At 67.1% G+C, this 25451-nt stretch carries 24 protein-coding genes; 13 read left to right on the top strand and 11 right to left on the bottom strand.

All coding sequences use genetic code 11. The features are described from left to right. Positions 1-42: 42 nt before the first annotated feature. Both ubiA and BPET_RS24585 read right to left on the bottom strand, forming a co-directional pair. Positions 43-966, bottom strand: coding sequence for a 4-hydroxybenzoate octaprenyltransferase (ubiA, locus tag BPET_RS24590; protein ID WP_041864436.1), 924 nt, complete (start codon positions 964-966; stop codon positions 43-45). 71 nt (positions 967-1037) lie between these two features. Continuing rightward, on the bottom strand, positions 1038-2237 hold the full coding sequence (locus tag BPET_RS24585) for an aminotransferase-like domain-containing protein (RefSeq protein ID WP_041863294.1): 1200 nt from the start codon (positions 2235-2237) through the stop codon (positions 1038-1040). Between the two features lie 129 nt (positions 2238-2366). Here BPET_RS24585 and BPET_RS24580 point away from each other — a divergent pair, with 129 nt between their 5' ends. From BPET_RS24580 to BPET_RS24555, 6 genes are all read left to right on the top strand, one after another. Continuing rightward, a complete protein-coding gene (locus tag BPET_RS24580) occupies positions 2367-2852 on the top strand; it encodes a GAF domain-containing protein (RefSeq protein WP_012251681.1) in 486 nt (161 codons plus the stop codon). Between the two features lie 245 nt (positions 2853-3097). Further along, positions 3098-4039, top strand: coding sequence for a 4-hydroxy-tetrahydrodipicolinate synthase (dapA, locus tag BPET_RS24575; RefSeq protein WP_012251680.1), 942 nt, complete (start codon positions 3098-3100; stop codon positions 4037-4039). A gap of 574 nt (positions 4040-4613) precedes the next feature. Next, positions 4614-5390, top strand: a complete 777-nt coding sequence (locus BPET_RS24570) for a sterol desaturase family protein (RefSeq protein WP_012251679.1) — start codon at positions 4614-4616, stop codon at positions 5388-5390. Between the two features lie 61 nt (positions 5391-5451). Further along, entirely contained in the window at positions 5452-6291 is an 840-nt protein-coding gene (locus tag BPET_RS24565) for a fatty acid desaturase (RefSeq protein WP_081483078.1), read from the top strand. A gap of 15 nt (positions 6292-6306) precedes the next feature. After that, positions 6307-8238: a StlD/DarB family beta-ketosynthase gene (locus BPET_RS24560; RefSeq protein WP_012251677.1), complete on the top strand. Its 1932-nt coding sequence runs from the start codon at positions 6307-6309 to the stop codon at positions 8236-8238. Continuing rightward, positions 8235-9194 (top strand): DUF6999 family protein, encoded by a 960-nt coding sequence (locus BPET_RS24555; RefSeq protein ID WP_012251676.1) that lies wholly within the window; start codon positions 8235-8237, stop codon positions 9192-9194. The genes BPET_RS24560 and BPET_RS24555 overlap by 4 nt, the downstream gene beginning before the upstream one ends. Here BPET_RS24555 and BPET_RS24550 read toward each other — a convergent pair. Together BPET_RS24550 and BPET_RS24545 are read right to left on the bottom strand one after the other, a co-directional pair. Further along, positions 9151-10500, bottom strand: coding sequence for an APC family permease (locus BPET_RS24550; RefSeq protein ID WP_012251675.1), 1350 nt, complete (start codon positions 10498-10500; stop codon positions 9151-9153). The two genes, BPET_RS24555 and BPET_RS24550, sit on opposite strands and share 44 nt — an antisense overlap. Next, positions 10497-11327: an SAM-dependent methyltransferase gene (locus BPET_RS24545; protein WP_012251674.1), complete on the bottom strand. Its 831-nt coding sequence runs from the start codon at positions 11325-11327 to the stop codon at positions 10497-10499. Before BPET_RS24545 ends, BPET_RS24550 begins: the two co-directional genes overlap by 4 nt. Before the next feature lie 262 nt (positions 11328-11589). Here BPET_RS24545 and BPET_RS24540 point away from each other — a divergent pair, with 262 nt between their 5' ends. From BPET_RS24540 to clsB, 7 genes are all read left to right on the top strand, one after another. Next, positions 11590-13218, top strand: coding sequence for a GMC family oxidoreductase (locus BPET_RS24540; protein ID WP_012251673.1), 1629 nt, complete (start codon positions 11590-11592; stop codon positions 13216-13218). A gap of 70 nt (positions 13219-13288) precedes the next feature. Continuing rightward, positions 13289-14581, top strand: coding sequence for a putative Na+/H+ antiporter (locus BPET_RS24535; RefSeq protein ID WP_012251672.1), 1293 nt, complete (start codon positions 13289-13291; stop codon positions 14579-14581). 303 nt (positions 14582-14884) lie between these two features. Beyond that, complete coding sequence (locus BPET_RS24530) at positions 14885-15190, top strand: FmdB family zinc ribbon protein (protein ID WP_041864432.1); 306 nt, start codon at positions 14885-14887, stop codon at positions 15188-15190. 16 nt (positions 15191-15206) lie between these two features. Continuing rightward, positions 15207-15848, top strand: a complete 642-nt coding sequence (locus BPET_RS24525; RefSeq protein WP_012251670.1) for a DUF502 domain-containing protein — start codon at positions 15207-15209, stop codon at positions 15846-15848. Positions 15849-15888: 40 nt separating this feature from the next. Further along, a complete protein-coding gene (aspS, locus tag BPET_RS24520) occupies positions 15889-17676 on the top strand; it encodes an aspartate--tRNA ligase (RefSeq protein WP_012251669.1) in 1788 nt (595 codons plus the stop codon). Between the two features lie 113 nt (positions 17677-17789). After that, positions 17790-18650, top strand: coding sequence for an endonuclease/exonuclease/phosphatase family protein (locus BPET_RS24515; RefSeq protein WP_012251668.1), 861 nt, complete (start codon positions 17790-17792; stop codon positions 18648-18650). Next, positions 18647-19858, top strand: a complete 1212-nt coding sequence (clsB, locus tag BPET_RS24510; RefSeq protein WP_012251667.1) for a cardiolipin synthase ClsB — start codon at positions 18647-18649, stop codon at positions 19856-19858. The genes BPET_RS24515 and clsB overlap by 4 nt, the downstream gene beginning before the upstream one ends. A 24-nt stretch (positions 19859-19882) precedes the next feature. Here the strand turns inward: clsB and BPET_RS24505 are convergent, their stop codons facing one another. The 7 genes from BPET_RS24505 to BPET_RS24475 all read right to left on the bottom strand — a co-directional run bounded on the left by BPET_RS24505 (position 19883) and on the right by BPET_RS24475 (position 25449). Then, the gene (locus tag BPET_RS24505; protein WP_012251666.1) at positions 19883-20188 is read right to left on the bottom strand and encodes a hypothetical protein; all 306 of its coding nucleotides are present in this window, start codon (positions 20186-20188) and stop codon (positions 19883-19885) included. A 19-nt stretch (positions 20189-20207) separates the two neighbouring features. After that, on the bottom strand, positions 20208-20570 hold the full coding sequence (locus BPET_RS24500; protein WP_041863287.1) for a hypothetical protein: 363 nt from the start codon (positions 20568-20570) through the stop codon (positions 20208-20210). Positions 20571-20650: 80 nt separating this feature from the next. Further along, the gene (locus BPET_RS24495) at positions 20651-20938 is read right to left on the bottom strand and encodes a hypothetical protein (protein WP_041863285.1); all 288 of its coding nucleotides are present in this window, start codon (positions 20936-20938) and stop codon (positions 20651-20653) included. Between the two features lie 20 nt (positions 20939-20958). Next, on the bottom strand, positions 20959-22152 hold the full coding sequence (locus tag BPET_RS24490; RefSeq protein WP_012251663.1) for a polymorphic toxin type 50 domain-containing protein: 1194 nt from the start codon (positions 22150-22152) through the stop codon (positions 20959-20961). 338 nt (positions 22153-22490) lie between these two features. Then, positions 22491-23387: a DMT family transporter gene (locus BPET_RS24485; protein ID WP_012251662.1), complete on the bottom strand. Its 897-nt coding sequence runs from the start codon at positions 23385-23387 to the stop codon at positions 22491-22493. A gap of 15 nt (positions 23388-23402) precedes the next feature. Next, entirely contained in the window at positions 23403-24845 is a 1443-nt protein-coding gene (locus BPET_RS24480) for an MFS transporter (RefSeq protein WP_012251661.1), read from the bottom strand. Positions 24846-24882: 37 nt separating this feature from the next. Then, complete coding sequence (locus tag BPET_RS24475; protein ID WP_041863278.1) at positions 24883-25449, bottom strand: CoxG family protein; 567 nt, start codon at positions 25447-25449, stop codon at positions 24883-24885. Positions 25450-25451 lie beyond the last annotated feature (2 nt).

The raw sequence follows: 25451 nt of genomic DNA, 5'->3' as shown, positions 1-25451 counted from the left end.
GGGGACTCCTCGTGTAAAGGCGCACCGCGGGAATGCGGACGCCTAGATCAGGGTGCCGGCCAGCGCCGCTGCCACCAGCAATACGCCGGTCCAGAGGTTGGCGCGAAACAGCATGAAGTTCCGGTCGGGACGCTGCAGATCGAAGGTGTGCAACTGCCAGCCCAGATGTACGGCCACGGCCACCATGCCTAGCTGGTAGCCCCAGCCCAGCCCGATGGCGTAGCCGCCCCAGGCCCATAGCGCAACGGTGGCGGCGTAAAAACCGCCGATCCACAGCTTGCCCCGGGCGCCAAAGCGCATGGCCGTGGAGCGCAGGCCCAGTTGGCGGTCGTCGCGCACGTCGACATAGGCGTAGATGCTGTCGTAGCCCACTTGCCAGAGCACGGCGCCCAGCCACATGGCGATGCCGGCCAGCGGCAGGAAGTTCTGCGTGTCGGACCAGGCCATCAGCATGCCCCAGTTGAAGCAGATACCCAGCACCACCTGCGGCCAGTACGTGACGCGCTTGCACAGCGGGTAAATGAACACGAACGGCAGCACCGCCACGGCCAGCCAGCGGCTCATTTCGTTAATGAAAAACAGCAGCGAGCCGCACACCAGCAACTGGCCCAGCAGGAACCATACCGCGTTGCGCATGCTGAGCTGGCCGCTGGTCAGCGGGCGGAAGCGGGTGCGTTCGACGTGCTTGTCGATGTCGCGGTCGCACATGTCGTTGACGGTGCAGCCGATGCCGCGCATGAGCAGGGCGCCCAGCGAGAAGACGATCAGGCGGCGCAGCTCGGGCAGGCCGCCGGCGGCCTGGACCAGCGCCGCGATGCAGGGCAGCAGCGTCAGCCAGGTGCCGATGGGGCGGTCGAGCCGGCACAGGCGCGCATAGGGGCGCCACGCGCGGGGCAGCCAGCGTTCGACCCAGTCGGTGAAGACGATGTCGTTGAGATCGGGGGATGTGGATTGTGGCGCGCTCACCATGGGAACAATACGACAGGGAGTGGGCGTTGGAAAGACGCGGGCGGCGGCCAGCGCCGCCGCCCGGGGGATCAGGCGTACTGCTTGATGAGCTTGCCCAGGATGGCGATGCCGGCGCGGATGCGCTCTTCGGGCACCGTGGCGAAGCTCAGGCGCAGCGTGTTGGCGCGTGGCTTGCCGGCATAGAACGGCGCGCCCGGCACGAAGGCCACGTTCTGCGCGACCGCCTGGGTCAGCAACTGGGCGCTGTCGATGTGCTCGGGCAGCGTCACCCATAGGAACATGCCGCCCTCGGGGCGGGTCCAGCTGACGGTGTCGGGGAATTCGCGTTCGATGGCTTCGAGCATGCAGCGGCCCTGGGCGCGGTAGATTTCGCGCACGGTGGGCAGGTGCTGTTCAAGAAAGCCGTCTTTCACGACTTCGTACACGGCCATCTGGGTAAGCGTGGGCGTGTGCAGGTCGGTGGCCTGCTTGGCCTGCACGAGCTTGTCGATGATGCTGCGATGGGCGGCGATATAGCCCAGGCGCAGGCCCGGCGCCAGCACCTTCGAGAACGTGCCCAGACGGATCACGTTGGCGCCGCATTCGCCGGCCAGAGCCAGCAGGCCGGGCTGCGGCTCGCCGGCGTAGCGCAGTTCGCCGTAGGGGTCGTCTTCGATGATGGGCAGGCCCAGTTGCGCCGCCTGCTGCACCAGCGCCTTGCGGCGCGCCAGGTTCAGCGTGCGGCCGGTGGGGTTCTGGAAGTTGGGCAGCGCATACAGGAAGCGCGCGCCGGCGGCGAGCTCGGGCGTGATGGCTTCGGGAATCAGGCCGCCGTCGTCGGTGGGCACCGGCACGTATTGCGGCTGGTACAGGCTGAACGATTGCAGCGCGCCCAGGTAGCTGGGGTCTTCGACCAGGATCTTGCTGCCTTCGTCGATGAGCACCTTGCCGAGCAGGTCGAGCGCCTGCTGCGAGCCCGACACGATCAGGATCTGGTCGGGGGCGACGTTGGCACCCGCGCGGTTCAGGTCGTCGGCCACCCACTGGCGCAGCGGCGCATAGCCTTCGGTGGGCCCATACTGCAGCGCGGCGCGGCCGTTGGTGGCCAATACCTTGTCGAACGCCGCGCGCACTACCTCGACCGGAAAGCCGCCGGGGGCGGGCAGGCCGCCCGCGAAAGAAATGACCTCGGGGCGCTCGGTGACCTTGAGGATTTCGCGGATGGCAGAGCTGGTGAGTTGCTTGGCGCGTTCAGAAAATGCGCACACGGGTTCGAAGGGCTTGTCCATGGAAGGGCTTCTTGACGAAAGAACGGAAAAAAGAGCAAACATTGTCCCATAACGCCGGGGCCGCGCCGCGTCTGGCGGCCTTGCCCCTAAAATCAGTTGGTTCGATAGTTGCCTGTACAGTTACATTTCATGTTCACCGCCACCGATTTGCCCACCGACGACAAGCCCCGTTTCTATGCCGAACTGGCCGCCCAGGCGCGCGCCCTGCTCGACGGCGAAACCGACCGCATCGCCAATGCCGCCAACTTCGCGGCGCTGGCCTACCAGGCGCTGCCGCGCATCAACTGGGCCGGGTTTTACTTCTACGATGGCCGCGAACTGGTGCTGGGCCCGTTTCAGGGCAAACCGGCTTGCGTGCGCATCGCCCTGGGGCGCGGCGTGTGCGGCACGGCCGCCAGCCAGCGCCAGACCCAGGTGGTGGCCGACGTGAACGCGTTCCCCGGCCACATCGCCTGCGACGTTGCCTCGCGGTCCGAGGTCGTGGTGCCGCTTGTGCACAATGGCGAACTGATCGGCGTGTGGGACGTCGACAGCCCCGAGCCCGGCCGCTTCGACGAAGACGACCGCCAGGGCATGCAGGCGCTGTGCGCGGTATTCCTGGCAAGCCTGGCCTGAGGTATATTTCTTTCCATGTTCACGGCCCACTGCTCCGCTGCCTCGTCCCGCGCCCCTGGCGCGGGGGCGCGTTGCGTCGGCCTGAAATCCAAAAAACAGCAGCTCATCTGACCGGAGCAGGCTGTTCCGTCAGATGGGCGACGGAACGGCGGCAATCCGACGGCGCGGCGCGCTGCGTGTTTTTCCCCTGCATCCCCAGCACTTCTGCACGGTTCCCCTAAGCGGTCCAACCTGTGGAGTGTGTCATGTCTGTTTCTTCTACTGAGGCGGTGTTCCAGGGCGTATGGGTGCCGCTGGTCACGCCGTTTTCCGATACCCGCATTGACGGCGGCGCGTTGCGCCGCCTGGTGCGCTATTGCGCCGCCGCCGGGGTGGACGGCCTGGTGGTGTGCGGCAGCACCGGCGAGGCGGCCGCGCTGGACGACGCCGAACAACTGGCGGTGCTGGATACCGTGCTGGACGAGGCCGGCGCGCTGCCGGTGGTCATGGGCCTGGCGGGCAATCACCAGGGCCATGTGCTGCAGCGGCTGGCGGCTTTCGGCACCCGGCCGCTGGCCGGGGTGCTGGCGCCGGCGCCGTACTATGTGCGGCCTGGCCAGCAGGGGGCGCTGGCCTATTTTCGCGCCCTGGCCGATGCCGCGCCGGCGCCGCTGGTGCTGTACGACATTCCGTATCGCACCGGTACGGCGCTGGACACCGACACCCTGCTGGCCCTGGCCCGGCATGGCAATATCGCCGCCGTGAAAGATTGCGGCGGCTCGCTGGACAAGACGATGGCGCTGATCGCCGACGGCGGCCTGCGGGTGATGGCGGGGGAAGACTTGCAGGCGCTATCCACCCTGTGCCTGGGCGGCAGCGGCATCATCGCCGCGGCCGCCCACATCCGACCCGACCTGTTCGTGGCGATGGACCGTGCCGTGCGCGCCCAGCACCTGGATACGGCGCGTCGCCTGTTCCATGCCCTGGCGCCGGTGATCCGGCTGGTGTTCGCCGAGCCCAACCCCGGCCCGCTGAAGGCCTGGCTGGCCGGGCAGGGGTTGCTGCCCGACGTGCTGCGACCACCCATGCCGCGCGCCAGCGCGGACCTCGCCGCAAGGCTGGCGCGGGCGGTAGCGGAGCTGGACCGGCAGTTCCCGCCATCGGCCTCGTCCAGCGCCGCGCCCTTGTCACGCCGGGCGGCCGCTTGACGCCTGGGCGACGTTTGCAAATCACTTCGGTGCCAGGCACCTTGCGGAGCCTGGCACCTGGCGGATATGTGCGAATTCTGCGGCGGTTTCTCCAGTAGGTGTCTGACTCCCTATGGGGTGTCAGACACCGTGCTATTGAGACAGCCGCTGCGCACTTCGGTGCCAGGCACCTTGCGGAGCCTGGCACCAGGCGGATATGTGCGAATTCTGCGGCGGTTTCCCCCAGTAGGTGTCTGACTCCCTTCAGGGTGTCAGACACCGTGCTATTGAGGCAGCCGCTGCACACTTCGGTGCCAGGCACCTTGCGGAGCCTGACACCTGGCGGACATGTGCGAATTCTGCGGCGGTTTCCCCAGTGGGTGTCTGACTCCCTATGGGGTGTCAGACACCGTGCTATTGAGACAGCCGCTGCACACTTCGGTGTCAGGCACCTTGCGGAGCCTGGCACCTGGGGAGGGGGGAAGCCAATTCCTGGGCGCCTGCCGGCGATCCGGCATCCCGCCGTGGCACGCGGCGGGCAGATTGCTTATGATGCGGCCATCCCGGGCGGTCCCGGCGCGGGTCACGGACTTTCATGGCGCACGTATTCCTCTCGCTGTCGGCCTGGCAGGTCATGGCCGTGGGCCTGCTGTTCTTCGGCGGCATCTACTTGTTGTTTGGCGCGGCCACGTGGCTGCTGACGCACCGCATTCTGCCGGCGCTGGGCGTGGGCGCCGTGCTCGACCCGCGTCCGCTCGCGCCCGGCCAGCTGCGGCGCGAACTGGCGCAATCCGGCATCTCGGTGCTGATCTTTGGCCTGGGCATGATCTTCCCGTGGGGCCTGCTGCAGCTGGGCTGGGCCCGCCTCGATCCGGATGCCGGCGCGGGCCAGATCGTGCTCGAAATCCTGGCGCTGGTGGCGTGGAACGACGTGCATTTCTGGATCAATCACCGGCTGCTGCACACCCGCCTGCTGCGCCGCTTTCACCTGCCGCATCACCGTTCGGTGGTGACCACGCCGTTTTCTACGTACAGCTTCCACCCCATCGAGGCCCTGATGCTGGGCAACGTGATTCTGCTACCCATGATGCTGCACGACTTCAGCTTCTGGTCGTTGTTCTCGGTGCCGCTGTTCAGCCTGTTCTTCAATTGCGTGGGCCACGCCAACTACGACTTCTTTCCGCGCGTGTCGTATGCCCACTGGTTCGCCGCCAGCCGCCGGCACCATCTGCATCATGCCTGCTATCGCGGCAACTACGGGTTCCAGTTCACGTTCATGGACCGCCTGTTCCGCACCCGCCTGCAGGCCGACGCGGCGGCCCCCCAGCTGGGCGCGGCCCGGCAGCGAGACGCGCTTGGCGGCCGCGCCTAGCCCGTCGCCGCGCCGGCCCGGCGGCCTGCGCAACTGGCGCGACGTGCAAAGCCTGGCCTACATGGCGGCGCTGCCCGCGCTGGCCGCCTGGCAGTGGGTGCACGGCCTGCATTGGCTGCTGTACGGCCTGATGCTGTTCCTGACGCTGGGCATCGGCGTGGTGCACCACAACCATACACACCTGCGCATGTGGCATGGCCGCACGCTCAACCGCGCCACCGACATGGCGCTGACCGTGCTGCAGGGCCACCCCACGTTCGTGTTCTTTCCCGCGCATGCGGGCAACCATCATCGCTACAAGCATGGCGCCCGCGACCTGGCGCGCACCTATCGCTACGGCGGCGACACCAATCACCTGGCCGGCTATCTGCTGCATCCGTTCCAGGCGGCCTGGACGCTGTATCCCCTGTTCTGGCGCTGGCTGGGGCGACTGCGCCGCCATTGGCCAGGCGCGTGGCGCTACTGCCTGTGCCAGTACGCCGCCTGGCTGGGCCTGTGGGGCGGCCTGCTGGCGGTCAACCCGGGCAAGGCGCTGCTGTTCGTCATTTTGCCGCAGCTGCATGGCCTGCATTGGCTGCTGGCCACCAACTACCTGCAGCACGCGCACGCCGACGGCGGCCCGCAGCGGCATGCCCGGCTGAGCTACGCGCGCAACTTCGAGGGCCTGGTCAATCCGCTGCTGTTCAACATTGGCCTGCACACGGCCCATCACGAGCACGCGCGCGCGCACTGGTCGGAACTGGCCGGCCTGCATGCCCGGCAGTATCGCCATCGGCTCGATCCGGCGTTGCTCGAACCCGGCCTGGCGCCCTACATGCTGCGCGTGTTCGTGCTGGGCCTGGCCTGGCCGCGCTACCGTAGCCGCTCGCTGATGCGCACCGAGCACATTGTCCAAGAATAGGAACCCATTCTTCCCATGCCCGTTGCCTTTGATCGCGTCTATCTGGAAAGCGCCGGTTATTTCATGCCGGGCGAGCCCGTGGCCAACCAGGACATGGACCGCTACATAGCGCCCCTGAACCGCATGTCGGGCCGCATCAAGCAGCGCATCCTGGCCGAAAACGGCATCAAGCAGCGCTACTACGCCATCGACGCGGCCGGCAACACCCGCTGGACCAATGCGGCGCAGGCCGCGCAGGCGATCCGTAACTGCCTCGACCGGCAACAGCGCGGCCTGGCCGACGTGTCGCTGCTGGCCAGCGGTTCGTCGGGCGGCGACACCCTGATGCCTGGCTTTGCCAACATGATCCAGGGCGAACTGGCAGCCCCGCCCATGGAGCTGGTGTCGGTGCATGGCATCTGCGCCGCGGGCGTGGCGGCCGTCCAGGCGGCCGCGCAGGGTATTGAACTGGGGGCGCACCGCCGTGCGCTGGCCGTGGCCAGCGAAATGCCGTCGCGGCTCTTCAAGCGCTCGCGTTTCGCGGCGCGCGGCTACGACGCCGACTTCGATGCGCATTTCCTGCGCTGGATGCTGTCCGATGGCGCGGGCGCCGTTTTGCTGGGCAGCAGCGGCGCCTCGTTGCCCGGGGTTTCGGCGGGCGTGCGGCTGCGCCTGAAGTGGGTGCACCAGCGCGCGTTTTCGGGCGACTACCCCGTGTGCATGCAGCTGGGCCTGCCGGCAGAAGGCGGACAGGGCCACCTCGACTATCCCTCGTGGGCCGAAGCCGAAGCGGCCGGCGCGCTGGCGCTGCGCCAGGACATCCGTCTGCTGCCGAACCTGTTCGACATCGGCATCCACGAATACGCCAGCCTGGTGCGAGACGGCTGGGTCGACCCGGACCGCGTCGATCATTTCCTGTGCCATTACTCATCCGAGAAATTCATTCCGGTGGTCGAAGGCCTGATGGACAAGGCCGGCCTGTCCATACCGCGCGAGCGCTGGTTCAGCAACCTGGCCTGGCGCGGCAACACAGGGGCGGCGTCGATCCTCATCATGTTGGCCGAATTCCTGGAAACGCATGCGCTGCAGCCCGGCCAGCAGGTGTTCTGCTATGTGCCGGAATCAGGCCGCTTCACCACCGCCTACCTGCTGTTCGAGGCCGAGGCGGCCGATGCGCCGATGGCTTCGGCGCACGGCGCGCCGCGACAGGCCGCCGCCGCGCCGGACGTCGCCGCCAGCGACGACGCCGAGGCCATTGCCCCGCCGCATGATCCCGGCAGCGCGCCGCAAGGCCTGGGGCCGCTGTTGACCGAACTGGCGTCGATCTGGCACGACTACCGCTCGCGCGTGTGGCGCACGCCCGTGGTGCGGCGCCTGCGCGAGCGGCGCTTCGGCCCGGCCGACTACGTGAACTGGATGGCGCACTGGATTCCGCAGGTGCGCGAAGGCAGCAAGTGGATGCGCGAGGGCGCCGCGTCGCTGGGCGAAGCCTACCGGCCGCTGGCCGAGCTGATCGGCGTGCACGCCGGCGAAGAGCAGGACGACTTCCAGATCCTGTTCCAGGACTATCGCAAGGCCGGCGGCGCCGAGACCGACATCGACGCGCTGCGCCGCAATCCCGGCGGCGAAGCGCTCAATGCCTATCTGCATGCGCTGGCCGCCACGCGCGACCCGATCGGCCTGCTGGGCGCCATTTACATTATCGAGGGCACCGGCCAGCGCATCGTGCCGGCGCTGCTGCCGCTGCTGAAGGCCAGCCTCGATTTGCCGGCCGACCGGTTCCGGTTCCTGGAATACCACGGCCACAACGATGAAAACCATCTGGCGCGCTGGCTGATGGCAGTGGAACTGGCCCTGGATGCCGACGACCGCGGGCAGGCCGAACGCCGTATTGTGGACACCGCGCGCCGCACCGCGGCGCTTTACCTGATGCAATTCCATCACGTGATGGAGGCCGACCCCGCATGAAACCCCACACGCCCGACTTCCTGACCCGCGAGCACGATCCCGCCGACCCGAGCCCCTGGCTGGCGCTGTACCTGGACCGCAGCACCCCGCTGCCCGACGACGTGAAAGCCGCCTGGCTGGCCGATTCCAGCTGCGGTTCGCGCCAATATTTGCTGCCGTTCCTACGCCCGCTGGCGCGCGCGTTCATCATCCTGATCCAGGTCGTGAAAACGTTCCTGCCGCGCCGCTGGGCGCATTCGAAACTGCTGCACCGCGTTCTGGCATGGGGGCTCGAGCACTTCGTGTCTCCCGAGGCCAACTGGCTCATTCTGCGGCACTTCCACCTGGGGTCGCAGATACTGGCGTTCATTGCGCGCAATGCGCCGGTGCAGGTGGCCACCACGCCGCTCGAGCCGCAAGGCATTGCCGACCTGAAAGACGAATTCTTCGTCAAGCACGACTTGAACCTGTTCAACTTCGTGATCCGCCTGAACGGCGCGCTGCGCGAAGCCGGCGAAGAAATGCGCGCGCCGGCGCAGGTGGATTTCTCGATGGTGCGCGACCCCGGCCTGCAACTGACCGACATGCCGCGACGCAGGCGCAATTTCCTCGACCTGCAAAGCGCCATCGAGTTGTTCACGCCGCTGTACCAGCTGATGTTGACCGACAACGATTTCTGGCGCGCCGCCAATTCCTTGCAGCTTGACGAAACCATCGGCATTTACGCCGCGCAGATCCTCGGCGCTCCGCAGCACCTCATCCTGGTGAACAACAAGCATCCGCTGGTGCCGCTGTCGACGCTGCGGGCGGGCTACCGGCTGGTGCTGCACGGTTTGTCGACCGAGATGCTGCACAGCCTGTTGATGCAGAGAAAGGCAGAAGCCGAAGCGTCCGCGCCCGGCCAGGTCGACCCGGTGTCAGGCACCTGCGGAGTCAGGCACCCTGCTGAGCCAGCCGCCGCCCCGCCATCCGCGTGAATGGCAAGCCGGCCGCCAGCACGCCGATGCCCAGCAGGGCGCCCACGCCTGCATAGCGCACGCTGGACCACACCAGCCCGGCGCAGCTCAGGGCAAATAGCACCGGCGTTAGCGGATACAGCGGCACGCTGAACGGGCGAGGCCGGTCGGGCTGCAGGCGTCGTAGCCGCCACACGGCCGCCGCCACCAGCAACATGAAGAACCAGAACACGGGAGCCGTATAGGCCACCATGGCCTGCACCCCGTTGTCGGCCAGCGCCCCAAAGCCCACCAGCGCCAGTGTGATCAGGCCCTGCGCCAGCAGCGCAGCCGCTGGCGCCTGCCCGCGCGCCGACCAGCCGCCCAGGCGACGCAGGGCCGGCACGTCTTCGCCAAGAGCCACGTACACGCGCGCCCCCGTCATGATGGTGCCATTGATCGTGCTGAGCGCCGTGCAGCACACCAGCAGGCTGAGCATTACCGCGGCATGCGGCCCTGCGGCCACCTGCATGACGTCGGCCCCGACCGCGCTGGCCTGGCGCAGGCCCTGCAGCCCGAACATGTCGAGCAGCGCCAAGTTGGCCAACAGATAGACGCCGGTGACCACGGCCGTGCCGATCAGCAGCACGCGCTTCATGTTGCGGGCCGGATCTCGCAGCTCGCCAGACAGGTAGGCCGATTCGTTCCAGCCGCCGTAGGTCAGCAGCACGTACACCATGCCCAGGCCCAGCATGCTGGCCAGGCCTTCTTGCGGGGGCGGGCTGCCGGCGGCCAGTGCCTGCGCGGGCGCGTCGCCGGCCAGCATGCCGGCCACCACCACCGCCACCAGGGCCGTCACGGTGATTCCCGTGAACGCGATCTGCAGGCGCTTGGAGGGCCGGGTGCCGGCAATGTTCAGGGTGGTGAGCGTCGTTACGGCCATGGCGGCGTGCAACGCCGGGCCATGCCTGCCCAGGTCGAGCAATTGCTGGGCATAGTCGCCGTAGATAAAGCCCACCGCCGCGATGGCGCCGGTCTGGATGACAGTGCAGCGCGCCCAGGCAAATACCAGGCCGGTGCGCGCGCCCCAGGCCAACGCCAGATAGCGGTATTCGCCGCCCGGGTCGGGATAGGCCGAGCCCAGCTCGGCATAGCACAGCGCCCCCAGCAGCATGATGGCGCCACCCGCCAGCCATAGCAGGATATACATGGCGGGCGAACCGGCATGCTGAGCCACCAGCGGCGGAAAACCGAAGATACCAATGCCGATGACCACGCCGACCAGCACGGCCACGGCGTCCAATACCGACAGGCCGCCGGGCCGGGTTGCCTCGGCGGCGGTGTTCATGGCGCTTGCCTGGCGGCCTGCCAGCCTTGCTCGGCGCCATCGGCCGCCAGCGCGACGATGGTGTCGCCGCGCACCTGGCCCACGAACTGCAGCGGCTTGCCGCCGTCGTCCAGCACCAGGTTCAGGCGGTCGCCGCGCAGCAGGACCTGCGAGACGCCCAGTTGCGCATCGGCGCGCCGGGCGGTGGCGGTGATTTTCTGGAAGTGCTGCGTCATCTGCACCGTGATCGGGCCGCCCGGATGGTCGATTCGCCAGGCGCCGGCCACATTGGCGGGCACGATCCACAGGTACAGCGACCGGCCGTCTACGGTTTCGTACTGGTCGCTGTCCCAGTCGCCCATGGTGAAGGCGTGCGACACCACCCGCGTGCCCGGCGCCAGGTTGCTGAGAATGCGCGGGCGCAATTTCAGGTTCACATCGGGCAGTAGGTACATGGTCAGCACGGTGGCTTTCGAGATGTCGGTTTCGAACAGGTTCTGCTGCACGAATCGCACGCGGTCCTGCACGCCAGCGTGTTTGGCGTTGGCGCGGGCTTCGGCAATGCGTTCAGGGTCGATGTCGACGCCGGTGGCCCGCGCGGCCTTGCGGTCGCGCACCGCAGCGATGGCGATGCGGCCGTCGCCCGATCCCAGGTCGATGACGGTGTCCTGCGGGCCGACATAAGCCATGTCCAGCATCTTGGCGACGGCGTCTTCGGGCGTAGGCACGAAGGGCACATCCAGCTTGACCGGATCGGCGGCCTGGCCGGGCGTGACGGCCAGGGCCGCGAGCGCGTTGCGGCGCGAAACGATGGGTTGCGGGAAAGGGGCGGGGCGGGTTGCTGGCATTGCGGTCTCCGAGGAACGCGCGGGTGGCCTGCAACTGCCGGCCCGGCTCGTTGCTTACAGAAAACTGAACAAAATCATCGGTGCTACGCTCGGATCTTTCAACCGTTGTTACCTCTGGTCAAAGCCATGCACCGGGCCGGTGCGGCGCGGCCGGCAGCATTAGGGCGTATCCGGGTAGCCAGCGGTACGCTTGTGTTCTACAACGCAGCACCATGCAGCCGATCGCGCGTCGCGACGGCACGCCACAAGGGAGACACAATCCATGGCCACCGATGCCGGCGGTACCGATCTGGTGTTCGATTACATCGTGGTGGGCGCCGGGTCGGCCGGCTGCCTGCTGGCCAACCGCCTGTCGGCCGACGCCGGCAAGCGCGTGCTGCTGCTCGAGGCAGGCGGTCCCGACAACTGGCACTGGATTCACATCCCGGTGGGCTATCTGTACTGCATCGGCAATCCGCGCACCGACTGGTGCTACCGCACCCATCCCGATCCGGGCCTGAACGGCCGCAGCCTGGGCTACCCGCGCGGCCGCGTGCTGGGCGGCAGTTCGTCGATCAACGGCATGATCTACATGCGCGGCCAGCGCGCCGACTACGATGGCTGGGCCGCCCTGGGCAACCCAGGCTGGGGCTGGGACGACGTGTTGCCGTTCTTCAAGCGCTGCGAAGACCACCATGCCGGCGCCAGCGAATTCCATGGCGGCGACGGCGAGTGGCGGGTCGAGCGCCAGCGCCTGTCGTGGGAGCTGCTCGATGCCTTCCGCGAGGCGGCCTCGCAGGCCGGCATTCCATCCGTATCCGACTTCAACCAGGGCGACAACGAAGGCTGCGATTATTTCGAGGTGAACCAGCGCCGCGGGGTGCGCTGGAGCGCGGCCCGGGCCTTTCTCAAGCCGGCGGCCGGGCGGCCGAACCTGCGCGTGATGACCGGCGCGCGGGTGTCGCGGATCGTGTTCCAGAACCGTCGCGCCGAAGGGGTGGCGTTCCGCCTGGACGATGGTGCCGAGAAAATCGCCCGCGCGCGCGCGGAAGTGATCCTGGCCGCTGGGGCTATCGGGTCGCCGCAGTTGCTGCAGGTATCGGGCGTGGGGCCGGCGGCCCTGCTGCAGGCCCGCGGCGTGCCGGTGCTGCACGACCTGCCCGGCGTGGGCGAGAACCTGCAGGACCACCTGCAGTTGCGCATGATCTACCGCGTGACCGGCGCCAAGACGCTGAACGCCATCGCGGGCACGCTGTGGGGCAAGGCCATGATGGCGGCGCAGTATGCCTTGTGGCGGCGCGGCCCGCTCAGCATGGCGCCTTCGCAGCTGGGCGCCTTTGCGCGCTCGGGTCCCGACCAGACTCGCGCGAACGTTGAATATCATGTGCAGCCGTTGTCGCTGGAAAAATTCGGCGACCCGCTGCACGCGTTTCCGGCTTTTACGGCGTCGGTCTGCAATCTGCGTCCCACCAGCCGGGGGCATGTGCGCATTACCAGCCCGCATGCCGACGACCACCCCGAGATCCTGTGCAATTATCTGGCCACCGACGCCGACCGCCGCGTGGCCGCCGACAGCCTGCGCCTGACCCGCCGCATCGTGGCGCAGCCAGCCCTGGCCCGCTATGCGCCCGAAGAATACAAACCGGGCAGCGCGTGCCAGACCGATGACGACCTGGCGCGCGCCGCCGGCGACATCGGCACCACCATCTTCCATCCGGTGGGCACCTGCAAAATGGGCGTGGATGCGCTGGCCGTGGTCGACCCCGAGCTGCGCGTGCATGGGCTGCAGGGGCTGCGCGTGATTGATGCATCCATCATGCCCACCATTACTTCGGGCAACACCAATGCGCCCACGGTCATGATCGCCGAGAAGGGCGCGCACTTGCTGCGACGAGGGGCTGCTGCGGTATAGTCCGACAGTTTTCACGCATGTCGGGCCGCCTTGCCGCGGCCGCGCGCGTTCGTTCCGGAATTCACTGCTGATGCCTGACACAATCGAACTTGTCGCCACCCTATTGTTCGCGGTGGCTGTGCTCCATACGTTTTCGGTGCCTGTATTTGCGCGGCTGGCGCATCGCAACGGTCCGCACGCGGGTTGCTGGCACTTGTTGTCCGAAGTCGAGGCCGTGTTCGGCGTGTGGGCGTTCGTGCTGATCGTCTGCATGGCGCTGTTGCGCGGCAGCGAAACCGCCATCCAGTACATGGACACGCGCAACTTCACCGAGCCGCTGTTCGTGTTCGTGATCATGGTGGTGGCCGCCAGCCGCCCCATCCTGGAACTGGTGGGCATGCTGGTGCGCGGCCTGGCACGCCTGCTGCCGATGCAGCGCGAAGTGGCGACCTTCTTCGTGGTCATGTCGGTGGTGCCGCTGGGCGGGTCGTTCATCACCGAGCCGGCGGCCATGACGCTGGCAGCCATCCTGTTGCGCGACGGCTATTTCCGCGTGGCCGGCCATACCCGGTTCAAATACATGGCGCTGGGGGTGCTGTTCGTCAACGTGTCGATCGGCGGCGTGCTGACGGCCTACGCGGCCCCGCCGGTGCTGATGGTGGCCTCGACCTTCGGCTGGGACACGGCCTTCATGGCCATGCACTTCGGCTGGCGCGCGGCCATCGCGGTCTTCATCAATGCCGGCATCCTGACGTGGATCTGCCGCGACGCGCTCACCGGCCACGCCATCGGCACGGGCAGCGGCGTGAACGCCGCCGAAGACTCGCCCGCCGCGCGCGAGCCGGTGCCCTGGCCGGTGATCCTGATCCACCTGGTGTTTCTGGTGGGCGTGGTCATGACGGCCCATCATCCCGCGGTGTTCCTGGGCCTGATGATGATGTTCATCGGCTTTGCGCACGCCTACCGGCGCCACCAGGACCGCCTGCTGATCCGCGAAGGCTTGATGGTGGGCTTCTTCCTGGCCGGCCTGGTGGTGCTGGGCGGCCTGCAGAAATGGTGGCTGCAAGACCTGCTGGGCGGCCTGGAGCCGTCCGTGCTGTTCTGGGGCGCCGCGGCCCTGACCGCCATTACCGACAACGCCGCCCTCACGTACCTGGGCTCGCTGGTCGAGGGCGCCAGCCCCCTCTGGCACTACATGCTGGTGGCCGGCGCCGTCACCGGGGGCGGGCTGACCGTCATCGCCAATGCGCCCAACCCGGCCGGCTACGCCATCTTGCGGCCGTATTTCCCCAACGAGGCGATCTCGGCGGGCCGGCTGTTCATGTCGGCGCTGGTGCCCACCCTGGTGGCCGCTGGCATGTTCCTGCTGCCATTCGGCCGCTAGGGGCCGCCCGATGTTCCAGGTGTCTGACTCCCTGAGGGTGTCAGACACCGTCCAGTTCAGCGGCGGGGCGGCGTACGTCGGTGTCAGACACCTGCCGAATTAGACGTCTGCAGAGTCTGGCGCCTGGACTCGCCGTGGTGCCCAGCCGCTGGCGCCTTGGCGGCCGCTACGGCGTTTTTGGCAAAAACCGCTAAAATTCAAGACTTTCCCGTATTGATCCGGCGCCGCCTGGTTGCCGTCCGCCTGCCGCGGATGGTGAAACGGCGGTTTTTGATGCGCCGGTGTGCCTGGAAATTCCCGATCATGCCTATCTACGCTTACAAATGCGGCGCCTGCGGCCATGCCCAGGATGTATTGCAAAAGTTTTCCGATGCGCCGCTGTCGGTCTGCCCCGAATGCGGCGAAGCCGCCTTCACCAAGCAGGTCACGGCCGCCGGCTTCCAGCTCAAGGGCTCGGGCTGGTATGTCACCGACTTCCGCAACGGCGGCAGCCAGGGCAAGTCCGACGGCGCCAAGTCCGGTACGGCCAGCGCGCCCAAGGCCGACGCCCCCGCCAAGAGCGACAGCGCCGCGCCAGCGGCTACGCCTGCGCCCGCGGCGTCCTCCTGACCGCAAGCCCAGCCGTATGCGCGTCTTCAAGAAGTATTTCATCACCGGGCTGCTGATCTGGGTTCCGCTGGCCATCACCCTCTGGGTGCTGGGCCTGCTGATCGCAACCCTCGAGGGCTTCGTGCCCAGCTTCTTGTCGTCGCAATCGCTGCTGGGCATCGACATTCCCGGCTTCCGCTTCGTGCTGGTGGTCCTGGTGGTGCTGCTCACCGGCATGTTCGCCGCCAACCTGCTGGGCCGCACCCTGCTCGAGCAATGGGAAGCCCTGCTTGGCCGCATCCCGCTGGTGCGCTCCATCTACAATTCGGTCAAGCAGGTCAGCGACACGGTGCTGGCGCCCAACGGCCAGGCGTTCCGCCAGGCTGTGCTGGTGCAGTATCCGCGCGCCGGCTCGTGGACCATCGCCTTCCTGACGGGCGCGCCCGGCGGCGAAGTTGCCGGGTATCTGCCGGGCGAGCACGTCAGCGTCTATGTGCCCACCACGCCGAACCCCACGTCGGGGTTCTTCCTGATGATGCCGCGCGACCACGTCATCGAATTGCAGATGAGCGTGGACGCCGCCCTGAAGTACATCGTTTCCATGGGCGTGGTGGCGCCGCCGGGCCAACCGGCCCCGGCAGCCGCCCCCATCCCGACGGCCCCGGCCGTCGATTCGTAACCTTTTCACGCTGAACACAGCACCTAGGAGTCATCCCGCAATGCGTACCTGCTACACCGGCGAGGTTTGCCGCGACCATCTCGGCCAGACTGTCACTCTGTATGGCTGGGTGAACCGCCGCCGCGACCACGGCGGGGTCATCTTCATCGACCTGCGCGACCGCGCGGGCCTGGCGCAGATCGTGTTCGATCCGGACAACGCCGCCTTCGCCACCGCCGAGCGCCTGCGCAACGAGTTCTGCATCCGCGTTACGGGCCTGGTGCGCCCGCGTCCCGAAGGCACGGCCAATCCCGAACTGGCTTCGGGCGAAGTCGAGGTGCTGTGCAAGGAAGTCGAGATTCTCAACGCCTCGATCACGCCTCCGTTCCAGCTCGATGACGACAACCTGTCCGAAACCACGCGCCTGACGCATCGCGTGCTCGACCTGCGCCGTCCGCAAATGCAGCGCAACCTGATGCTGCGCTACCGCGTGTCGATCGAAGTGCGCAAGTTCCTGGACCAGCTCGGGTTCATCGACATCGAAACCCCCATGCTGACCAAGAGCACGCCCGAGGGCGCGCGCGACTACCTGGTGCCTTCGCGCGTGAACGCCGGGCATTTCTTCGCGCTGCCGCAATCGCCGCAGCTGTTCAAGCAGATGCTGATGGTGTCGGGCTTCGACCGCTACTATCAAATCACCAAATGCTTCCGCGACGAAGACCTGCGCGCTGACCGCCAGCCCGAATTCACCCAGATCGACTGCGAAACCTCGTTCCTGAACGAAGTCGAAATCCGCCAGATCTTCGAAGACATGATCCGCCACGTCTTCAAGACCGTGCAGAACGTCGAGCTGCCCGCGCCGTTCCCCCAGATGACCTGGACCGAAGCCATGCAGCGCTACGGCTCCGACAAGCCCGACCTGCGCGTGAGCCTCGAGTTCACCGACGTTACCGATGTCATGCGCGATGTCGACTTCAAGGTGTTCGCGGCCGCCGCCACGGCGCCGGGCAGCCGTGTGGTGGCCCTGCGCGTGCCGGGCGGCGCCGAGCTGTCGCGCAGTGAAATCGATGCCTACACGCAGTTCGTGGGTATCTATGGCGCCAAGGGCCTTGCGTACATCAAGGTCAACGATGCCAGCAAGGGCCGCGAAGGGCTGCAGTCGCCCATCGTCAAGAACCTGCACGACGCGGCGCTGGCCGAACTGCTCAAGCGCAGCGGCGCGCAAAGCGGCGACATCATTTTCTTTGGCGCCGACCGCGCCAAGATCGTCAACGACGCCATCGGCGCGCTGCGCGTCAAGATCGGCCACAGCGAATTCGGCAAGAAGGCCGGCCTGGCGTCCAGCGACTGGAAGCCGCTGTGGGTGGTCGACTTCCCCATGTTCGAATACGACGAGGAAGACGGCCGCTACACCGCCGCGCACCATCCGTTCACCAGCCCCAAAGACGGCCACGAAGATTTCCTGGAATCCGATCCCAGCAAGGCATTCGCCAAGGCCTACGACATGGTGCTCAACGGCTGGGAAATCGGCGGCGGCTCGGTGCGTATCCACCGCGAAGAAGTGCAGAGCAAGGTGTTCCGCGCCCTGAAAATCGGCGCCGAAGAGGCGCGCGAGAAGTTCGGCTTCCTGCTCGACGCCCTGCAGTACGGCGCGCCCCCGCATGGCGGCATTGCCTTCGGCCTGGACCGCATCGTTACCATGATGACCGGCGCCGAGTCGATTCGCGACGTTATCGCTTTCCCCAAGACCCAGCGCGCGCAGTGCCTGCTGACGCAGGCGCCGTCCGAGGTCGACGAGAAGCAATTGCGCGAGCTGCACATCCGCCTGCGCAATGTCGAAGTGAAATGAAGTAATCTGGGGGTAGAGGGCGCCGCTGGCCAGGCCGCGGCGCCCGCCCGATCCCCAAGGGGCAGGGCGGCCCGCGCCGCCCGTGCCATATAAGAAAAGGCGTCATTCGGTTCATGTCGCTTATCCGCGTAGTCAGCTACAACATTCATAAGGGCCGCTCGTCCCTGGGTCGGCGCGAATCGCTGAACGATCTGCGCCTGGGGTTGTACGGCCTGCGCCCCGACCTGGTCTTCCTGCAGGAAGTGCAGGGCCGCAACGAGCACATCTCCTTCCTCGACGCCCAGCATGAGTCGCTGGCGGCGGCGCTGCGCCTGGACGTGGCCTATGGCTGCAACGCCATTCGCAACCGTTCCGACCATGGCAACGCGCTGCTGTCGCGCTATGCCATCGTCGAGCACGAGAACCAGGACATCTCCGATCACCGGCTCGAACAGCGCGGCCTGCTGCATGCCCGCATCCAGGTCGACGGCCGCGACGTGCATTGTTTCGTGGTGCACCTGGGCCTGTTCGCCGGCAGCCGCACCCGCCAGATCCAGGCGCTTACCGATCGCATCAGCCGGCTGGTGCCCGAGGGCGATCCCATTCTGGTGGCGGGCGATTTCAACGACTGGGGCGACCGCCTGGCGCCGTTGTTCGTGCAGCAACTGGGCCTGTACGAGGTCTTTGCCAACGCGCCGCGCAGCCATGGCGGCGAACTGCCGCGCCTGCGCGATTCGGTGCGGCGCTTAAGCAACGTGCTGCGCGGCGTGCCCAACAGTGTGGCGGTGCTGGAACGCAACAACCAGCTGGGCATGGGCGGCGCCTATTGCCCGCTGCCGCCGCCGCGCACCTTTCCGGCCGTATTCCCGTGGTTTCGGCTCGATCGCATCTACCAGCGCGGCTTTGCCGTGCGCAGCGCGCGCGTGTTGCGCGGCCGCGAATGGGCCAAGCTGTCCGACCATGCCCCCTTGCTGGCGGAGCTTGAGCTGCCGTGAAGGCCGACATCGTCAGGCTCGACTGGACCGACGACAACGCCATTGAACTGCTGCAGAATGGCGCCGATTTCTTTCCGGCGCTGTGCCGGGCCATTGACGCGGCCAGCGTCAGCGTGCACCTGGAAACCTATATCTTCCTGATCGACCGCACCGGCGAGCGCGTGCTGCAAAGCCTGGAGCAGGCCGCGCGGCGCGGCGTGAAAGTGCGCGTGGTGCTCGATGGCTTCGGCAGCGCCGACACGGCTCGCGCCGTCGGCGACCGCATCACGGCGGCGGGCGGCCATTGCCGCATCTACCGGCCCGAACCGCCCTGGTACGGCCGCCTGGTGCCTTCGCGCAGCCGGCTGCGCCGTCTGCACCGCAAGGTGGCGGTGGTGGACGGCAGCATCGCCTTCATTGGCGGCATCAATATCGTCGACGACTACGACGATCTGGATCCTTGCGACAACATTCCGGGGGCGCGCTTCGATTTCGCGGTGCAGGTTCGCGGGTCGCTGGTGGCCGACGCGGTGCGCGCGCAAGACCTGTTGTGGGTGCGGCTGAGCTGGGCCCGCCTGCGCCGCCATCCGCGCGAATGGTCGCGCCTGCGCCTGACCCGGCCCGCGCCGTCGGCCGCCCGGCCGGCCGGGCGCCAGCGCGCGGCCCTGGTGCTGCGCGACAACCTGCGTTTCCGGCAGACGTTCGAGCGCGCCTATCTGTACGGCATCCAGCACGCGCGGCGCGACATCCTGATCGGCAACGCGTACTTTTTTCCCGGCCGCCAGTTCCGCAAGGCGCTGCTGCGGGCGGCCGCGCGCGGCGTGCGCGTGCGCCTGCTGCTGCAGGGCAAGATCGAATACCACATGCAGTACTACGCCACTCGCTCGCTGTACGACCAGCTGCTGCGCGGCGGCATCGAAATCTACGAATATATGCCCGGCTATCTGCACGCCAAGGTGGCGGTCATCGACAACATGGCGATGGTGGGTTCGTCCAACCTGGATCCGTTCAGCCTGCTGCTGGCGCGCGAGGCGAATGTGGTGGTCGACGACCAGCCGTTCGCCTGGGATCTGCAGCACCGCCTGGAAGATGCCATCGCCGCGGGCGGGCGTTTCGTGCGGCCGCTGGACTACCAGCGGCGCGGCTGGCTGCGCCGCTGTGTGGATGCCGTGTCGTACACCTTGCTGCGCATCGGCGTGGCGTTGACGGGGCGCTCGGGGGAATACTGACGCTTGCCAGGTGTCAGGAGCCCGTCAAGGGTGTCTGACACCGTGCGACTGAGATGGCGGCGGCTGCCTGATGGCGTGCAGGACATGGCGCACGACCTCGGCGGCGGCTTCTGCCTGCCGGTCGTCCGAGACCGTGAATCGGATCTCTTCCAGCCTGTTCTCCGCCTGGAAAAGCAGCGCCCGCAGCCACTTTTCGTCGAGCCCCACGATGATCTGTTCGGCCGCATGCAACGCCGCCTGGGCTTGTTCGATGCTTGCCTTTCCGGCCAGCAAATCAATGCACACCTGCTTCACGCCTTGTACGGCTTCGGGGTAGAGTCCATTCGTCATGGCCCGTGTCCTTGGTCAGTTATGGCAGGGTGAACGAAAATTCTTCACCCTCGAGCGTTTCCCCGGTGATGTGTGTGGGCGTGAGGTCGCAGCGGGCGATCGGGCCGGTGGTGAAGAACGACCATTTTTCGGTGCCGTCCGGCGCCAGGCCGACGAAGCCGAGTTCATCTCGCGCGATCAGCGGGTCGCCAGTGCGCAGGAATTCATGAAAGGCGAACGGCATCCGGTAAGAGAAATGCCGCGCGCCGTCGGCGCGGCGATAGGCCGCCACGCATTCGTTGATGCCGATCACGATGTCGCCGTTGCTGATGGCAGCTTGCGGCGCCAGCCCGATGTTCGCGTATCCCACCTGCAGGCACCGGCCGTCGAACGCGAGCCGCACGGCACCCAGCGTGCGGAGTCGATGGTCGAACCGGCGCCTGCCGTACTGCTCGCCGTCACCGGGCTACGCACCATACTGGGTCAGGCGCGGGGCTTGTCTTCGCGCAGGTAGGCCAGCCCTTCCATGCGGCGCAGTTCGGCCTGCTTGCCAGCGTAGTCCAGGCATTCGGTATCGGCTTGCACGACGTCGGGAAATTGCGCCAGCAATTCCGCCATGGTGATTTCGCACTCGTCTTCTTCGTCTTCCGTCGGCGGGCCATCCACGTAGTAGATGACGGTCAGTTTGGATGTGTCGTTGTCCCAGCCGACACGGACGGCGCAGACTTTGTCGGTCAGATTGTTCTTGGCAATCCACCGGGAGGCATTCATAAGCGCTTGATAATCCATGATTACCACTGTACTGGATTGGCCGGCACGATATGGGCGCCTTTTTTACCATACAAAACCGATCCGAAATTCGTCGGGCCCACACGCGTCGGCGTTCCGGACAAATTCCAGAACTCTCCGATAGGCCGGCCGAAGTCCACCATCACCTGGCCGGGTTTGGGTTGTCGCAAGATAGGATACTGCCCGTCGTGCAATCCTCTCAATAAGTCGGCCGGATCAGCGGTCAGCACACTGCGTCCATCGGCAACGGGCGGTATGTGGCGTGCCTGGTGAGCACTCAGCGTATCTGGAATACCGTAATTCTTGACTGCCTGCCGGTTCAACTCGGCCGTGCTCAAGCGGGACGGCTGCTGTCCGGCGCCGGCGGCCTGCCTGCGCGTTTGCGTGGGTTCTGCCGGCCTCGGCGTCGAGTGCCCCGCGGGCCGGCGCGCCAGCCTTCCCGCCCCGCGCGTCAGCAGGCTGATGACGGCGCCCACTCCCATGGCCATAACGCCTTTGGCGAACTGCTCGGCAGCCTGGTCCAGCTCGCCCACGCTGGAGGCATTCATGGTCAGGTTGAAAAAACGCATCAAATATTGGATGCCGTCGAAAATCGCCCAGCCGGCCAGCGAGAAGCCGATCGCCAGCAGCGCCGCGTCGGCCACGAAGCCGATGCCGATCGCGTGCGATCCGGCCCATACCACCAGCGTGCCCACCACCAGGGCCAGGGTTCTTTCGTTGAATGTCCTTCTGAGTTCGGCGCCCAATGCGTCGGACATGTAGTGGGGCGACTGTTCCAGCACGTAGCTGAAGCGTTCGGCCAGCGGCCACTGCGACACGGGCCCGGCCCGAATCCCCGTCAGCGCGGCCCGCTGTATGTTGATGTTCTCGTCGCTGCCCGAGGTGTCGGGCACGGTCATCGCGGATATCTGGCCGGCCTGCAGCAAGCCGACCATCTGCTCCAGGGCCTGTTGCGGGGAATAATGGCCGGCCACTGATCCCGTACAGATGATCTGTCGCGCCATGGTGTTCAGCTTGGCCAGCGCGCTGTCGTCGCGCAGGTGCGGGTAGAGCACCGCGCGCAGGCGCGAGGCATCCTGGATCAACAGCCGCGGCGCCACGCCCAGGAACACGTCCCAGGGGCCGATCAGCAGAATCTCGCCGCCACGGCGCAGCGCGGCGACCTTTCCGGACCTCTCGAGTGATTTGACGTCCATGGGTGTGTCGTTGTGCGGTGGATTACCGGTACAGCGCAACCCTGGCGCGCCCGCGCTGGGCGGGCCGGCGGACACCGTGCCGGGGGGCCGCGGAATCCTAACAACCTTCACCTCGCGCTATCGAGGAACTACAAAAATTGTCGCTATTGTTTCAAATTGACATTGCGACACGCCCCAGGTGTGCCCCAGGCGTCAGGCTCCGCCAGGTGCCTGACACCGCTGTATGCCGTAGCCGTCTCAGTCGTACGGTGTCCGACACCCTGCGGGAGCCGGACACCTGGCAATAGCCCGGCAAGCAGGTGTCTGACTCCGCAGTCTGACACCGTGCGACGGCAGTATCAGGCGCCCGCGGAGCCTGATACCTGGCGGCGCGGCCAGCGCACCAGCCCAAGCGCCAGGGCGGTGCCCACCAGAATGACGGCGGCGCCGGCCAGGATTTGCGACGTCAGCACTTCGTCCAGGAACCACACGCCCCACAGCACCCCGAATACCGGCACCAGGAAGGTGACGCTGACCGCGCCCGTGGGCCCCACGCTGGCGATCAGCCGGAAAAACATGATGTAGGCCGTGCCCGTGCACACCAGCGCCAGTGCGATGGTGGCGCCCCAGGCGTGCCACGACACCGGCTGGGCGGGCCAGGTGGCGATAGCCAGCGGCGCCAGCACCAGCGCGGCGGCGATCATGCTGCCGGTGGCGTTGGACAGCGCGTCGACGTCGCCCAGGAAGCGCTTGGCCCAGTTGGCGGCAATGCCGTAGAACAAGGGGGCGGACACGGCGGCCAGCACCGCCGGGCCGTGTCCGCCCGCGCCGAAATCGAGCTTATCCCAGACCAGCACTACGATGCCCAGCAAGGCGATGGCCAGTCCGAGCGCGCGGCCCCAGGGCAGGCGGTCCTTCAGCCACAGCCAGCCGATGACGGCGCCCCAGACCGGCGTGACCGCGTTGGCCACCGACATGAAGCCGGCGCCCAGCGATTGCGCCGCATAGGCGTACAGCAGGAAGGGAACGGCGGAATTGAGGGCGCCCACCACCAGAATGGCCTTCCAGCGGCGCGCGATCAGCGGCAGCCGGCCTCGCAGCAGCGCCAGCGGCAGTAGGGTCAGCGCGGCCAGCCCCACGCGCAATTCCATCAGCGGACCCGGCCCGAATTCGGGCACGGCGATGCGCATGAATAGAAAGGACCCGCCCCATACCGCTGCCAGCAGCAGCAGGTCCAGCAAATCGCGACGGCGCATGTGTCAGGGTTCCAGTCAGTGTTTGCGCCGGCTGGCGGCGCGGGTGAGGACGTTTTTCATCTTGACCCGGTGTGCCAGGTAGGCGCAGCCCACCGCCAGCACCGCGCAGATCACCAGGCCGACGCGCACGCCGTCCAGCACCGAGCTGCGCCCGATCAGAATGCCGACCAGCGCCGTGCCGGCCGCGCTGCCGATGGCGCGCGTGGTCTGCACCAGGGCCGAGGCCACGCCCACGTCGCGGCGTTCGCTGAGCATTTGCATGAACAGCGTCAGATTGGGCAGCAGGAAGCCCAGGGCGCAGCCATTGACGAAGAACGCCGCCAGGATCCAGGCCGTGGAGGTGCCCGGCCCGAAGGCCAGCACCATGAGTGAGCCCGCCGCCAGCAGCAAGCCGCCGAACACCATCAGGCGCTGCGGTTCGCTCTGCTTGGGAAACAATTGCCCGTTGATGATGCTGCCGACCGGAATGGCGGCCACCAGCGGCGTAAGCAGCAGGCCGGCCTGGCTGGGCGTGTAGCCCATCTCGGTCTGCAACAGCAGCGGACTGTAGAAGATCAGGATGAACATCACCGCGCCTACCGCCAGCCCCGCTACATTGAGCAGCTGCGATTCGCGCTGGGCGATGACACGCAGCGGAAAGATGGGCGAGGCCACGCGCCGTTCATAAGGCACTAGCAGGGCCACGGCAGCCACGCCGGCCAGCGTCAGGGCCAGCGCCAGCATGGGGTGCGCGTGCGAACCGGATGCAAAGCCCAGTTCCATGGCGGCCAGTGGCGCGCTGACGGCGATCACCAGCAGCACGCTGCCCAGCCAGTCGACCCGCTGCGCACCTTGCCCGGCGTGCAGCGGCCGGATACGCGGAAAATAGCGCGCCAACAGGAACAGCGCCGCCGCCGCCGCGATAGGGGATATGAAAAATGCCGCGCGCCAGCCCAGCGCCTGCGTGGCCGCACCGCCCAATAGCGGCCCCACGCCGCTGGCCATGGCGAAGGCGGCCGACACCAGCGCCAGCCAGCGCACGCGCTCCTTGGCGTCGGGAAACAGGTCAGCCGGGGCGGCAAACGCGGTGGCGATCATCATGCCCCCGCCTATGCCTTGCAGGGTGCGGAACGCGATCAGTTGTTCCATGGACTGGGCCAGGCCACAGGCGATCGAGCCCAGCGCGATGATGGACACCGACAGCAGCATCAGCGGCTTGCGGCCGAACAGGTCGCCCAGCCGGCCGAAAATCAGGATGGACGCTGCCGTGGCCAGCAGGTACCCGGTGCCCACCCAGGCGTACAGGGCCATGCCGTCGAGCGCCTGGGCCACCCGCGGCAGCGTGGTGCTGACGATGGTGGAGTCGAACGCGGCCAGCACCACGGTGGCCGACACGCCCGCCATGGCCATGAGCAGGTCGCGTCGAGAACGGGGTGGGTCGGGGGGAGTGTCAGGCGCAGGCGCGGCGGGCGTCGTCATGGCGCCAAGGATAGCATCGCGCGCTTAGGGATTTCACCTATTTGTATAACGTGTGGTAGCCCAAGATGGCCAACACCACCACCGCCACGGCCAGCCATGACCAGCGCGACGACGCCAGGCCGTGCTCTGGCTCTTCGGGCTCGGGCGGCGGCGCCGTGCGCGGCTGCTTGGCCATGTAATCGATGAAGGCGCCGAAGAATTTCTCGACCAGCTTACCGCCGGCCTTCATCAGCACGGGCTCGCCCAACTGGCTCAGCGTTCCCCCCGCCATGGCCGCTACCGTGTAGGCCAGGCGGGTGCCTTCGTCTTTGGGGGTGAGGGTGATCTGAGCGGTGCCGATGGCCAGGCAGGCCGTCTGGCTCTTGCCTTCGAAGGCCAGCGAACAGCTGTGGGGCGGGTTCAGTTCGGACAGTAATACCTCGCCTTCGTAACCGGCTTCTACGCCGCCCACGCTGGCATGCAGGGAAAGCCCATATTCCGTGGGTGTGCGCCGTTCGACTTTGACACAACCGGGCAGGCACTTTTGCAGCACCGCCGGGTCCATCAAGGCATCCCACGTCTGGTGTGGGGTGGAGGGAATCCATTGAGCATCGGCTATGCGCATGG

Origin of the sequence: Bordetella petrii, assembly GCF_000067205.1 — a bacterium.
Classification (GTDB): Bacteria; Pseudomonadota; Gammaproteobacteria; order Burkholderiales; family Burkholderiaceae_B; genus Bordetella_A; species Bordetella_A petrii.
This window is presented reverse-complemented; position numbering and strand designations above follow the sequence as displayed.